This is a genomic window from Pseudomonas sp. R2-60-08W, assembly GCF_003852335.1.
In the GTDB taxonomy this organism is placed as follows: Bacteria; Pseudomonadota; Gammaproteobacteria; order Pseudomonadales; family Pseudomonadaceae; genus Aquipseudomonas.
The window spans coordinates 3,501,354-3,515,465 of sequence record NZ_CP027731.1; the positions used below are offsets into that span (position 1 = coordinate 3,501,354).

General features: G+C 60.7%; 13 protein-coding genes. All 13 read left to right on the forward strand.

The genetic code is table 11. From position 1 onward, the window contains the following. Positions 1-146: 146 nt before the first annotated feature. Positions 147-593, forward strand: a complete 447-nt coding sequence (locus C4J90_RS15860) for an NUDIX hydrolase (RefSeq protein ID WP_124363292.1) — start codon at positions 147-149, stop codon at positions 591-593. 59 nt (positions 594-652) lie between these two features. Beyond that, on the forward strand, positions 653-1,777 hold the full coding sequence (mnmA, locus tag C4J90_RS15865) for a tRNA 2-thiouridine(34) synthase MnmA (RefSeq protein WP_124420285.1): 1,125 nt from the start codon (positions 653-655) through the stop codon (positions 1,775-1,777). Continuing rightward, entirely contained in the window at positions 1,774-2,397 is a 624-nt protein-coding gene (gene hflD / locus C4J90_RS15870; RefSeq protein ID WP_017137510.1) for a high frequency lysogenization protein HflD, read from the forward strand. Before mnmA ends, hflD begins: the two co-directional genes overlap by 4 nt. A gap of 125 nt (positions 2,398-2,522) precedes the next feature. Then, positions 2,523-3,893, forward strand: coding sequence for an adenylosuccinate lyase (gene purB / locus C4J90_RS15875; RefSeq protein ID WP_124363294.1), 1,371 nt, complete (start codon positions 2,523-2,525; stop codon positions 3,891-3,893). An 84-nt stretch (positions 3,894-3,977) separates the two neighbouring features. Then, positions 3,978-5,144, forward strand: coding sequence for a cupin domain-containing protein (locus tag C4J90_RS15880; RefSeq protein WP_124407556.1), 1,167 nt, complete (start codon positions 3,978-3,980; stop codon positions 5,142-5,144). Then, positions 5,137-5,559, forward strand: coding sequence for a GNAT family N-acetyltransferase (locus C4J90_RS15885; protein WP_124363296.1), 423 nt, complete (start codon positions 5,137-5,139; stop codon positions 5,557-5,559). The genes C4J90_RS15880 and C4J90_RS15885 overlap by 8 nt, the downstream gene beginning before the upstream one ends. Positions 5,560-5,777: 218 nt before the next feature. Continuing rightward, complete coding sequence (locus C4J90_RS15890; protein ID WP_124420286.1) at positions 5,778-6,515, forward strand: secretin N-terminal domain-containing protein; 738 nt, start codon at positions 5,778-5,780, stop codon at positions 6,513-6,515. Positions 6,516-6,692: 177 nt separating this feature from the next. Then, on the forward strand, positions 6,693-8,018 hold the full coding sequence (gene aceA / locus C4J90_RS15895; protein ID WP_034106845.1) for an isocitrate lyase: 1,326 nt from the start codon (positions 6,693-6,695) through the stop codon (positions 8,016-8,018). Between the two features lie 1,171 nt (positions 8,019-9,189). Then, positions 9,190-9,603, forward strand: a complete 414-nt coding sequence (locus C4J90_RS15905; RefSeq protein WP_003192109.1) for an NADH-quinone oxidoreductase subunit A — start codon at positions 9,190-9,192, stop codon at positions 9,601-9,603. A gap of 10 nt (positions 9,604-9,613) precedes the next feature. Beyond that, positions 9,614-10,288, forward strand: coding sequence for an NADH-quinone oxidoreductase subunit B family protein (locus tag C4J90_RS15910; RefSeq protein ID WP_003174719.1), 675 nt, complete (start codon positions 9,614-9,616; stop codon positions 10,286-10,288). A gap of 71 nt (positions 10,289-10,359) precedes the next feature. Next, a complete protein-coding gene (gene nuoC, locus C4J90_RS15915) occupies positions 10,360-12,144 on the forward strand; it encodes an NADH-quinone oxidoreductase subunit C/D (RefSeq protein ID WP_124420287.1) in 1,785 nt (594 codons plus the stop codon). Between the two features lie 2 nt (positions 12,145-12,146). After that, complete coding sequence (nuoE, locus tag C4J90_RS15920; protein ID WP_003232080.1) at positions 12,147-12,644, forward strand: NADH-quinone oxidoreductase subunit NuoE; 498 nt, start codon at positions 12,147-12,149, stop codon at positions 12,642-12,644. Continuing rightward, positions 12,641-13,999, forward strand: coding sequence for an NADH-quinone oxidoreductase subunit NuoF (gene nuoF, locus C4J90_RS15925; RefSeq protein ID WP_057024316.1), 1,359 nt, complete (start codon positions 12,641-12,643; stop codon positions 13,997-13,999). The genes nuoE and nuoF overlap by 4 nt, the downstream gene beginning before the upstream one ends. Positions 14,000-14,112: the final 113 nt, after the last annotated feature.

Sequence of the window (14,112 nt, forward strand, 5' to 3'; positions counted from 1 at the left end):
AAATGTGGGAGGGGGCTTGCCCCCGATGGAGGAGTGTCAGGCTCAAATGTACTGGCTGACACACTGCTATCGGGAGCAAGCCCCCTCCCACACTGACCGCAATTCTGCTTGAAGAGCGCGTTGCATCCTGAATCGAGAGGCTTTCCATGACTTGGCTCCCCCACATCACCGTCGCCACGATCGTTGAAGACAATGGCCGTTTCCTGATGGTCGAAGAACTCAAGGGCGGTCGCGCTGTGCTCAATCAGCCGGCCGGCCATCTCGACCCGAACGAAACCCTGACCGAAGCCGCGGTGCGTGAAACCCTCGAAGAGACCGGCTGGGACGTCGAAGCCACCGGCATCGTCGGCATCTACCTGTACACAGCCCCGAGCAATGGCGTGACCTATCAACGGGTCTGCTTCATCGCAAAGGCCCTGAAACACCACCCGGAGTACCAACTCGACGAAGGCATCCTGCGCGCCCGCTGGCTGACCCGTGACGAACTGATGGAACTGCGCGACGACTGGCGCAGCGAGCTGATCATTCGCTGTATTGATGATTATCTGGCCGGCCAGCGTCACAGCCTGGAATTGATCCGTCCTTCTCTTTAGCCTTGCGGGCCCAGGCCTGCTAGAATCGCGTCCTTTTTCAAGACACCCGTTGAAACCCTATGCGTGATCCAGCCCCTTCTGACACACAAAAGAAGCGCGTCATCGTCGGCATGTCCGGCGGCGTGGATTCTTCCGTTTCCGCCGTTCTGCTCATGGAGCAGGGTTATGAGGTGGAAGGCCTGTTCATGAAGAACTGGGAAGAAGACGATGGAACGGAATACTGCACCGCAATGGACGACCTTGCGGACGCCCAGGCCGTGTGCGACAAGATCGGTATCAAGCTGCACACCGCCAACTTCGCCGCCGAGTACTGGGACAATGTGTTCGAGCACTTCCTGGCCGAATACAAGGCCGGGCGCACGCCGAACCCGGACATCCTGTGTAACCGCGAGATCAAGTTCAAGGCGTTCCTCGACTACGCCATGATGCTCGGCGCCGATCTGATTGCCACCGGCCACTATGTGCGCCGCCGCGATATCGATGGCCGCACCGAACTGCTCAAGGGCCTGGACCCGAACAAGGACCAGAGCTACTTCCTGCACGCCGTGGGCGGTGAACAGATCGCCAAGACCCTGTTCCCGGTGGGCGAGCTGGAAAAGCCCGAAGTGCGCAGGATCGCCGAACAACACGGCCTGGCCACCGCCAAGAAGAAGGATTCCACCGGAATCTGCTTTATCGGCGAGCGCCGCTTCAGCGATTTCCTCAAGCAATACCTGCCGGCACAACCGGGCGAGATCAAGACCACCGACGGTGAAGTGATCGGCCGTCACCACGGCCTGATGTACCACACCATTGGTCAGCGCCAGGGCCTGGGCATCGGCGGCTTGAAAGATGCCGGCGAAGAGCCGTGGTACGTGCTGGTAAAGGATCTGGAAAACAATGTGCTGATCGTCGGCCAAGGCAATGAGCACCCCTTGCTGTTCTCCGGCGCCCTGCTCGCTTCAGAAATCTATTGGGTCAACCCCATCGACCTGAGCACACCGCGCCGCCTGACCGCCAAAGTGCGCTATCGCCAGAGCGACCAGCCCTGCACCCTGGAAAAAACCACTACCGGCTACCGTGCCACCTTCGATGACCCGCAGCGCGCAGTCACCCCTGGCCAATCCGTGGTGTTCTATGACGGCGAAGTCTGCTTGGGCGGCGGCGTGATTGAAGTTGCGCAAGCCTGGAGCAACCCGGCATGAGCCCGACCCAGGAGCAATTGACCGCGCTGGGCGGGGTTTTCCTTGCAGCGGTGCTGGTGGACAAGATCGCCAAGACCGGCCAGGTCACCGAGGCGGGCCTGACCTGCATGCTCGGCAGCCTGCTGATCCGCGACCCCAAGGACACCCTGGAAGTCTACGGTGGCGACGACCTGGCGCTGCGCGAAGGTTACCGCGCCCTGATCGGCGCCCTGGAGCGCGACCCCAGCACCCTGCAGCGCGAACCCTTGCGCTACGCCCTGTCGATGCTCGGCCTGGAGCGTCAATTGGCCAAGCGCGACGACCTGCTGGAAACCATTGGCAAGCGCCTGCCGCAGATCCAGTCTCAGGTGGAGCACTTCGGTCCGGCCCACGAGAACGTGATCGCCGCCTGTGGCGCGTTGTACCAGGACACCCTGAGCACCCTGCGCCAGCGCATCCAGGTGCACGGCGACATGCGCAACCTGCAACAACCGAACAACGCCTCGAAAATCCGCGCCCTGCTGCTGGCGGGTATCCGTTCGGCGCGGTTATGGCGCCAGTTGGGCGGCCATCGCTGGCAACTGGTGATCAGCCGGCGCAAATTGCTCAAAGAGCTTTACCCGTTGATGCGCAACGAATAAGTCGCACCAGCAGACCTTTTTCAAGCTGTTACGCGTAATACGCCGGTCAGTTGGCGACGGACCGGCGAATGTTTTCATGTATGATACGCGCCCCATTTCGTTGCCCGACTGTCCGAGAACACCCCATGCAGCTTTCTTCGCTCACTGCGGTTTCCCCTGTTGACGGCCGCTACGCCGGCAAAACCCAGGCCCTGCGCCCTATTTTCAGCGAGTACGGCCTGATCCGTGCCCGTGTCCTGGTTGAAGTGCGCTGGCTCCAGCGCCTGGCCGCTCACCCTGCCATCAGCGAAGTGCCGGCGTTTTCCGCCGAAGCCAACGCTGTCTTGAACACCCTGGCGGAAAACTTCTCCCTGGAGCACGCCGAGCGTGTGAAAGAGATCGAGCGCACCACCAACCACGACGTCAAAGCCATCGAGTACCTGCTCAAAGAGCAGGCGGCCAAGCTGCCGGAACTGGCCCAGGTCAGCGAGTTCATCCACTTTGCCTGCACCAGCGAGGACATCAACAACCTGTCCCACGCCCTGATGCTGCGCGAAGGCCGTGATGAGGTGATGCTGCCGCTGATGCGCCAGACCGCCGAGGCCATCCGCGAGCTGGCGATCCGTTTCGCCGCCGTGCCGATGCTCTCGCGCACCCACGGCCAGCCGGCCTCGCCGACCACCCTGGGCAAAGAACTGGCCAACGTGGTGTACCGCCTGGAGCGCCAGATCGCTCAAGTCGCCGCCGTGCCATTGCTGGGCAAAATCAACGGCGCCGTGGGCAACTACAACGCCCACCTGTCGGCCTACCCTGAGATCGACTGGGAAGCCAACGCCCGCGCCTTCATCGAAGACGAGCTGGGCCTGGGCTTCAACCCCTACACCACGCAGATCGAACCCCACGACTACATTGCCGAGCTGTTCGACGCAATCGCGCGCTTCAACACCATCCTGATCGACTTCGATCGCGATATCTGGGGCTACATCTCCCTGGGCTACTTCAAGCAGCGCACCATTGCCGGTGAAATCGGTTCGTCGACCATGCCGCACAAGGTCAACCCGATCGACTTCGAAAACTCCGAAGGCAACCTGGGCATCGCCAACGCCTTGTTCCAGCACTTGGCCAGCAAGCTGCCGATCTCGCGCTGGCAGCGCGACCTGACCGACTCCACCGTACTGCGCAACCTCGGCGTGGGCTTTGCTCACAGCGTGATCGCGTACGAAGCCAGCCTCAAAGGCATCAGCAAGCTGGAACTCAACGAGCAGAAAATCGCCGCTGACCTGGACGCCTGCTGGGAAGTGCTGGCCGAGCCGATCCAGACCGTGATGCGCCGCTATAACATCGAAAACCCCTACGAGAAGCTCAAAGAGTTGACGCGCGGCAAGGGGATCACCTCCGACGCGCTGCAAACTTTCATCGATGGCCTGGATATGCCAGCCGCTGCCAAGGCCGAGCTGAAACTGCTCACCCCGGCCAACTACATCGGTAACGCTGTAGAGCAAGCCAAGCGCATCTGACCGTCGCACGACCCTTTGAGACGCCCGGCCGCGCCGGGCGTTTTTATTCCTGTCTTAAAAGTGCTTTTTTTCAATAGGTTACACATGAATCCTGATATCCCTCTTCAACTTCTGGGCGGCATCACGGCACGGGAATTTCTGCGCGACTACTGGCAGAAAAAACCGCTGTTGATCCGCCAGGCCATCCCTGATTTCGAAAGCCCGATAGACGCCGACGAACTGGCCGGCCTGGCGCTGGAAGAGGAAGTCGAATCGCGCCTGGTGATCGAACACGGCGAGCGTCCGTGGGAACTGCGTCGCGGCCCGTTCGCCGAAGACGCCTTCAGCACCCTGCCCGAGCGTGAGTGGACCCTGCTGGTGCAGGCGGTCGACCAGTTCGTGCCGGAAGTTGCCGAATTGCTCGAGCATTTCCGCTTCCTGCCAAGCTGGCGCATCGACGATGTGATGATCAGCTTCGCCGCGCCGGGTGGCAGCGTCGGTCCGCACTTCGACAACTACGATGTGTTCCTGCTGCAAGCCCAGGGCAAGCGCAATTGGAAGATCGGCCAGATGTGCAGCTCTGAAAGCGCGCTGCTGCAGCACGCCGACCTGCGCATCCTCGCCGAATTCGAAGAGAGTGCCGAATGGGTGCTCGAGCCAGGCGACATGCTGTACCTGCCGCCGCGCCTGGCGCACTTCGGCATCGCCGAAGACGACTGCATGACTTACTCGGTGGGCTTTCGCGCCCCAAGCGCCGCCGAAGTGCTGACCCACTTCACCGACTTCCTCAGCCAGTACCTGACCGACGAAGAGCGCTACACCGACGCCGACGCCCAACCGGTCAGCGACCCGCACCAGATCCAGAGCGACGCCCTGGACCGCCTCAAGAGCCTATTGGCCGAGCACATGAGCGACGAGCGCATGCTGCTGACCTGGTTCGGCCAGTTCATGACCGAACCGCGCTACCCGGAGCTGGTGGCGGGTGAAGAGTTGGGCGAGGACGATTTCATCAGCAGCCTGCAAGACGGCGCGATCCTGGTACGCAACCCGAGCGCGCGCCTGGCCTGGTCGGAAGTGGACGATGATGTGCTGCTGTTCGCCAGCGGCCAGAGCCGCTACCTGCCGGGCAAACTGCGCGAACTGTTGAAACTGGTGTGCTCGGCAGACGCCCTGCACAACGAAAATCTGGGCGTTTGGCTGGCGGACGAAGACGGTCGCGACCTGCTGTGCGAACTGGTCAAGCAAGGCAGCCTGGGGTTTGCGGATGAATAAGATTCACGTAAGTGTCGCGGACTGGCGAAAGGATATCGACGAGATTCGGCGCATTCGTGAAGCGGTATTTATCGCTGAACAATCTGTCCCACCTGAGCTGGAGTGGGATGCGGACGACGCCGGTGCGATGCATTTCCTGGCATTCGAAGGCGACTTTCCGATTGGCACCGCTCGCTTGCTGCCCAGCGGCGAGATCGGCCGTGTGTCGGTGCTCAAAGACTGGCGCGGGCTTAAAGTCGGCGACAAGCTGATGGAGGCGGTGATCGGCCAAGCCGAGAAGCGTGGCCAGACCCGGCAGTTCCTCAGTGCGCAGGTATACGCGGCGCCGTTTTATGAGCGGCTGGGTTTCAAGATCGTCAGCGATGAATTCCTTGAAGTCGGGATTCCGCATGTTGATATGGTGCGCGAGGGCTGATTCCAGACCGCGTCGCTGCTATCGGGGGCAAGCCCCCTCCCACATTTTGACCTGTGAACCCGATCAAGTGTGGGAGGGGGCTTGCCCCCGATAGCTATCCCAGCCACACCCCAAAATGCCCTGCCAGCCAGGGCATTTTGCCGTCTAGTATTCAACTTGCGACCCGCCGGGCCGACAAACTGGCACTATCCAGCCTTTGACTCGCAGAGATAACGGACATGTCCCTACGCACCCTGCTCACCGCCCTCCTCCTGGCCGTCAGCGCATCGGCCATAGCCGACACCGAAGTGGTCAACCTGAGCAACCGCACCAGCGCCGACCTGCTGCCCGTGGCGCAGAACTTCATCGGCAAGGACGGCACCGTGAATGCCTACGGCAATCAACTGATCATTAACGCTGACCCCGGCAAGATCCAGGACCTGCGCACCCTGCTCTCTCAACTCGACACCCCTGCCAAACGCCTGCTGATCACCGTCGACACCAACGAAAACAACCAGCAGAACAGCGGCGACAGCCAGACCCGCATCATCAGCTACGGCACTACCAGCCGCGACGGGGGCATCCAGCAGATCCAGGCCAGTGAAGGCGTCCCCGCGCTGATCCAGGTCGGCCAGAGCGTACCGCTGACCACCACCCAGCAGGACAGCTACGGGCGCCTGCAGAACCAGACCCAGTATCGCAACGTTACCCAGGGTTTCTACGTGACCGCCAGCGTCACCGGCGAGACCGTTCACCTCGCCATCAGTACCAACCGTGACCGCATGAGCCAGGAACGTCCCGATGTAGTGAACGTGCAAAGTACCGACACAAGCGTCAGCGGGCGCCTCGGTGAATGGATCTCCCTGGCCGGCGTCAACCGCGAAACCCAAGCCGACAAATCCTCTACAACCCGCAGCTACTCTACTCGGGGCCGCGATGACCTGACTTTGCGGGTCAAGGTCGACACGCTGAACTGAAGCACCAAAAACTGACCGTCGAGTCGTCCCGGAACAAATATGTAGTGCCTGAAAAAAAGCACTACAAAACATTTGACGCCCTCAAAAAGGCTGTGCATGATGGCCTCGCTCCCGCTTATCAGGGGCCCTGGCAAGGGCCTTCGAACCCTACAAGACGCGACGACGAGGTTTATCTACATGGCACTGACACGTGAACAGCAAATTGCAGCCCTTGAGAAAGACTGGGCTGAAAACCCACGCTGGAAAGGCGTGACCCGCGCTTATTCCGCTGCTGACGTCGTCCGCCTGCGTGGCTCGGTCCAACCCGAGCACACCTTTGCAAAACTCGGCGCCGAGAAGCTGTGGAACCTGGTCACCCAAGGCGCCAAGCCGTCCTTCCGTCCCGACAAAGATTTCGTCAACTGCATGGGCGCCCTCACTGGCGGCCAGGCAGTGCAACAGGTAAAAGCCGGCATCCAGGCGATCTACCTGTCCGGCTGGCAAGTGGCAGCGGATAACAACTCCGCTGAATCCATGTACCCCGACCAATCGCTGTACCCGGTGGACTCGGTGCCAACCGTGGTCAAGCGCATCAACAACGCGTTCCGTCGCGCCGACCAGATCCAGTGGAAAGCCGGTAAAGGCCCGGGCGACGAAGGCTACATCGACTACTTCGCGCCGATTGTGGCTGACGCTGAAGCCGGTTTCGGTGGCGTACTCAACGCCTACGAGCTGATGAAGAGCATGATCGAGGCGGGCGCCGCCGGCGTGCACTTCGAAGACCAGCTTGCGTCAGTGAAGAAATGCGGCCACATGGGCGGCAAAGTACTGGTTCCGACCCAGGAAGCTGTACAGAAGCTGACCGCTGCCCGCCTGGCCGCTGACGTTGCCGGTACGCCGACCATCATCCTGGCGCGCACCGATGCCAACGCCGCCGACCTGCTGACCTCGGACTGCGACCCGTACGACCAGCCATTCGTCACCGGCGAACGCACCCAGGAAGGCTTCTACAAAGTACGCGCCGGTCTCGACCAGGCGATCGCTCGCGGCCTGGCCTACGCACCGTACGCCGACCTGATCTGGTGCGAAACCGCCAAGCCGGACCTGGACGAAGCACGCCGCTTCGCCGAAGCGATCAAGAAGGAATACCCGGATCAGCTGCTGTCCTACAACTGCTCGCCTTCCTTCAACTGGAAGAAGAACCTGGACGACGCGACCATCGCCAAGTTCCAGCGTGAACTGTCGGCCATGGGCTACAAGCACCAGTTCATCACTCTGGCTGGCATTCACAACATGTGGCACAGCATGTTCAACCTGGCGCACGACTACGCCCGCAACGACATGACCGCCTACGTGAAGCTGCAGGAGCAGGAGTTCGCTGACGCCGCCAAAGGCTACACGTTCGTGGCGCACCAGCAGGAAGTGGGCACCGGCTACTTCGACGACATGACCACCGTGATCCAGGGCGGCACCTCGTCCGTGACTGCGCTGACCGGTTCAACCGAAGAAGAGCAGTTCCACTGAGTGACTGAGTACCCGGCCACTGCGGCCCCAGGGAAGACCTAACCGCAGTGCCGCACAACATCACGCCCCGACTGGTTCGGGGCGTTTTTTTGTTTCAGTCACACCCAAAATCAAATGTGGGAGGGGGCTTGCTCCCGATTGCTGAGTGTCAGTCAGCACATCTGTTGCTGATCCACCGCCATCGGGGCATAGGTATCTACACAACTTTGTAGCAGCCTACGGTAACCACGATGCGAAGCGAGTCGCTCTTGATCTTGCTCTTGCTCTTGCTCTTGCTCTTGCTCTTGATCTTAAGCGCCCCGTTAAACCACGCTGGCCGCAATTCGATAGTGATTTGGGGGGTAAACCGGCAGGGATGCCGGTTTAGCCGCCCCGCGCCATGGATGGCGCGTGGCGGCGGCCCCCAAATCACTGTCGGATTACGGGCACACCGAGCCTAGGCGAGGTGCCGAGTGGTGGGGCAAGAGCCCTTTGGTTACTTTGGGGCTCTTTTCCAAAGTGACCCGCCGTCAGGGCGGAACCCTAAGCCGCCGTTACCGCAGCAACGGATATGTACTCGCTCTGATCCAACATCCTGGTCGGCCCTGAGGCCGCCATCGGGAGCAAGCCCCCTCCCACATTTTGGTCGCGGGGCGTCAGTTAGAGAGGCTTCGGCTCTTGGGCCGCCACAGGTTCAGGACCACGCCAAAGTTGTGTAGATACCTATGGCCATCGGGGGCAAGCCCCCTCCCACATTGGAATGCGATGAGCCTGAAGATTTTGTGCAAAACCTTGATCCAGAGCGGTATTCGCTGCAGATAAATCGGTTACAAAATCCGTTCCATCAACCGGCGACAATCACACAAGTAACGGCAACTTCCCCCGCCACACGAGAAACATTCGCTTAAACCCTGCGCAAACAATATTCATTATCATTTAAACCATGAAAACTTTCTTACCGGTCAAACAAAACGCAATTGTTCAAAAGCTCGCTAATGCCCATGCTGCAAGGGCTACAGCCCCACAACGGTGCACTATGTGCTTATTCCATCGAATAATTTCGCCACAGGAATTTTACTTGCCCGGTGTTTAGCCATAAAATCACCGCGATTGATTGCAGTGCGACATATCGTCACTGCATCGTTACTTTTTCGAGCTCAGAGACCTTTGCTCTCTGTTAAGGATTTCCAGCATGACCGACGCGACAGGACTCATGGCCCACAACTGGGGCTTTGCCATTTTCCTCCTCGGTGTTGTAGGCCTTTGCGCTTTCATGCTCGGCGTCTCCAGCCTCCTCGGGTCAAAAGCCTGGGGCCGCAGCAAAAACGAACCGTTCGAGTCCGGCATGCTACCTACAGGTGGCGCCCGCTTGCGGCTCTCAGCCAAATTCTATCTGGTCGCGATGCTCTTCGTGATCTTCGATATCGAAGCCCTCTTTCTCTTTGCCTGGTCTGTGTCCGTCCGCGAAAGCGGCTGGACCGGATTCGTCGAAGCTCTCGTTTTCATAGCAATTCTGTTGGCAGGTCTTGTCTACCTGTTCCGAGTGGGCGCCCTTGACTGGGCTCCGGAAGCTCGTCGCAAGCGGCAAGCGAAGCTGAAACAATGAGGCTTTGGCGATGCAATACAATCTCACCAGGATCGACCCGGATGCTCCTAACGAGCAGTACCCCATCGGCGAACGGGAAACCGTTTCCGACCCGTTAGAAGACCAAGTCCACAAGAACATCTACATGGGCAAGCTGGAAGACGTGCTGAGTGGCGCGGTCAACTGGGGGCGTAAGAACTCCCTGTGGCCGTACAACTTCGGCCTTTCGTGCTGCTACGTGGAAATGACCACCGCCTTCACGGCGCCCCACGACATCGCGCGCTTTGGCGCCGAAGTTATCCGGGCCTCGCCGCGCCAGGCAGATTTCATGGTTATCGCCGGTACCTGCTTTATCAAGATGGCGCCGATCATCCAGCGTCTCTATGAGCAAATGCTCGAACCCAAATGGGTCATCTCCATGGGCTCGTGCGCCAACTCCGGTGGCATGTACGACATCTACTCGGTCGTTCAAGGGGTGGACAAGTTCCTGCCCGTGGACGTCTACGTGCCTGGCTGCCCGCCCCGCCCCGAAGCTTTCCTGCAAGGCTTGATGCTGTTGCAGGAATCGATTGGCAAGGAGCGTCGCCCGTTGTCCTGGGTCGTCGGTGATCAAGGCGTGTACCGCGCCGAGATGCCGTCACAAAAGGAACAGCGCCGCGAACAGCGAATCGCAGTCACCAACCTGCGCAGCCCCGACGAAGTCTGATCCAGCCCGCTTCTTTTATAGAACGAACACCTGGCCTCATTCTTTACGTTGACCGAAAGCGATAAAAAACCATGACTACAGGCAGTGCTCTGTATATCCCGCCTTACAAGGCAGACGACCAGGATGTGGTCGTCGAACTCAATAACCGTTTCGGCCCTGACGCCTTCACCGCCCAGGCCACACGCACCGGTATGCCGGTGCTGTGGGTGGCGCGCGCCAGGCTTGTGGAAGTCCTGACCTTCCTGCGCAACCTGCCCAAGCCGTACGTCATGCTCTATGACCTGCATGGCGTGGACGAGCGTCTGCGCACCAAGCGTCAAGGCCTGCCGAGCGGCGCCGATTTCACCGTGTTCTACCACCTGATGTCGCTGGAACGTAACAGCGACGTGATGATCAAGGTCGCCCTGAGCGAGAGCGACCTGAGCGTGCCGACCGTGACCGGTATCTGGCCGAACGCCAGCTGGTACGAGCGTGAAGTCTGGGACATGTTCGGTATCGACTTCCCGGGCCACCCGCACCTGACGCGCATCATGATGCCGCCGACGTGGGAAGGTCACCCGCTGCGCAAGGACTACCCTGCCCGCGCCACTGAATTCGACCCGTTCAGCCTGACCCTCGCCAAGCAGCAGCTTGAAGAAGAGGCGGCGCGCTTCCGTCCGGAAGACTGGGGCATGAAGCGCTCCGGCACCAACGAGGACTACATGTTCCTCAACCTGGGCCCGAACCACCCTTCGGCTCACGGTGCCTTCCGTATCATCCTGCAGCTGGACGGCGAAGAAATCGTCGACTGCGTCCCGGACATCGGCTACCACCACCGTGGTGCCGAGAAGATGGCCGAGCGTCAGTCGTGGCACAGCTTCATCCCCTACACCGACCGTATCGACTACCTCGGTGGCGTGATGAACAACCTGCCGTACGTGCTGTCGGTCGAGAAGCTGGCCGGCATCAAGGTACCGGACCGCGTCGACACCATCCGCATCATGATGGCCGAGTTCTTCCGGATCACCAGTCACCTGCTGTTCCTGGGGACCTACATCCAGGACGTCGGCGCCATGACCCCGGTGTTCTTCACCTTCACCGACCGTCAGCGTGCCTACAAGGTCATCGAAGCCATCACCGGTTTCCGCTTACACCCGGCCTGGTACCGCATCGGCGGCGTGGCCCACGACCTGCCGAACGGCTGGGAGCGCCTGGTCAAGGAATTCATCGACTGGATGCCCAAGCGCCTGGACGAATACCAGAAGGCCGCCCTGGATAACAGCATCCTCAAGGGCCGGACCATCGGCGTGGCCCAGTACAACACCAAAGAGGCCCTGGAATGGGGCGTCACCGGTGCCGGCCTGCGTTCCACCGGTTGCGATTTCGACCTGCGCAAGGCGCGCCCGTACTCCGGCTACCAGAACTTCGAATTCGAAATTCCTACAGCCGCGAATGGTGATGCCTACGACCGCTGCATCGTGCGCGTCGAAGAAATGCGCCAGAGCCTGAAGATCATCGAGCAGTGCATGCGCAACATGCCGGCTGGGCCGTACAAGGCGGATCACCCGCTGACCACGCCGCCGCCCAAAGAGCGCACGCTGCAGCACATCGAAACCCTGATCACGCACTTCCTGCAAGTCTCGTGGGGCCCGGTAATGCCGGCCAACGAGTCCTTCCAGATGATTGAAGCGACCAAGGGCATCAACAGTTATTACCTGACGAGCGATGGCGGCACCATGAGCTACCGCACCCGGATTCGCACCCCGAGCTTCCCGCACTTGCAACAGATCCCTTCGGTGATCAAAGGCGAGATGGTCGCGGACTTGATTGCGTACCTGGGTAGTATCGATTTCGTTATGGCCGACGTGGACCGCTAAGCATGAACAGCACGCTTATCCAGACAGACCGTTTCACCTTGAGTGAAACCGAGCGCTCGGCCATCGAGCACGAGCTGCATCACTACGAAGACCCGCGCGCGGCGTCGATCGAAGCTTTGAAGATCGTTCAGAAGGAGCGTGGCTGGGTGCCGGACGGCGCCCTCTACGCCATCGGCGAGATCCTCGGCATCCCCGCCAGCGACGTTGAAGGGGTGGCGACGTTCTACAGCCAGATCTTCCGCCAGCCGGTCGGCCGCCACATCATTCGCGTGTGCGACAGCATGGTGTGCTACATCGGTGGCCACGAGTCCGTGGTCAGCGAAATCCAGGCCAAGCTGGGCATCGGCCTAGGCCAGACCACCGCCGATGGCCGCTTCACGCTGCTGCCGGTGTGCTGCCTGGGCAACTGCGACAAGGCGCCGGCGTTGATGATCGACGACGACACATTCGGTGACGTGCAGCCTGCTGGCGTGACCCAATTGCTCGAGGGCTACCCATGACCCTGACTTCCTTCGGCCCGGCCAACCTGATCAAGCGTTCGGCCGAGACCCACCCGCTGACCTGGCGCTTGCGTGACGACGGCGAGCCCGTGTGGCTCGACGAGTACCAGGCCAAGAACGGCTATGCAGCCGCGCGCAAAGCCTTCGCCGACATGGCCCAGGACGACATCGTCCAGACCGTGAAAGACGCCGGCCTCAAAGGCCGTGGCGGCGCAGGTTTTCCCACGGGCGTGAAGTGGGGCCTGATGCCCAAAGACGAATCCATCAATATCCGCTACCTGCTGTGCAACGCGGATGAAATGGAGCCCAACACCTGGAAAGACCGCATGCTGATGGAGCAACTGCCCCATCTGCTGATCGAAGGCATGCTGATCAGTGCCCGCGCGCTGAAAACCTACCGTGGCTATATCTTCCTGCGCGGTGAATACACCACCGCCGCCAAGCACCTCAACCGTGCCGTGGCCGAAGCCAAGGCGGCGGGCCTGCTGGGCAAGAACATCCTCGGTTCGGGTTTTGACTTCGAGTTGTTCGTGCACACCGGCGCCGGGCGTTACATCTGCGGTGAAGAAACCGCACTGATCAACTCCCTCGAAGGCCGCCGCGCCAACCCGCGCTCCAAGCCGCCCTTCCCCGCCGCCGTGGGCGTGTGGGGCAAGCCAACCTGCGTGAACAACGTCGAGACCCTGTGCAACGTACCGGCGATCATCGCCGACGGCGTGGACTGGTACAAATCGTTGGCCCGTGAAGGCAGCGAAGACATGGGCACCAAGCTCATGGGCTTTTCCGGCAAGGTCAAGAACCCTGGCCTGTGGGAGCTGCCGTTCGGCGTGACCGCGCGCGAGCTGTTCGAGGACTACGCCGGCGGCATGCGCGATGGCTACACCTTGAAAGCCTGGCAGCCAGGCGGCGCCGGCACCGGTTTCCTGCTGCCCGAGCACCTCGACGCACAGATGTATGCCGGCGGCATCGGCAAGGTGGGCACCCGTATGGGGACCGGCCTGGCGATGGCGGTGGACAACACGGTGAACATGGTCTCGTTGCTGCGCAACATGGAGCAGTTCTTTGCCCGTGAATCCTGCGGCTTCTGCACCCCGTGCCGTGACGGTCTGCCGTGGAGCGTCAAGCTGCTGATGGCCCTGGAAAACGGTGAAGGCCGCGAGGGTGACATCGAAACCCTGCTCGGGCTGGTCGGTTTCCTCGGCCCAGGCAAGACCTTCTGTGCTCACGCACCGGGCGCCGTGGAGCCGTTGGGCAGCGCAATCAAATACTTCCGCCCTGAATTCGAGGCCGGCATCGCGCCAACCCGCGCGGGCGAACTCACTCAGGTGGTATCACCGACCATGGTCGGTGCGTAACGCTTAAAGAAGCGAAGGGTTCGTGCCCTTCGCTTTTCTCATGTGCGGACGCCTTGATGGCTGTGTAGATGCACATGAATAACAAGATTCCATTAGCCACGCCCGCTGACAAC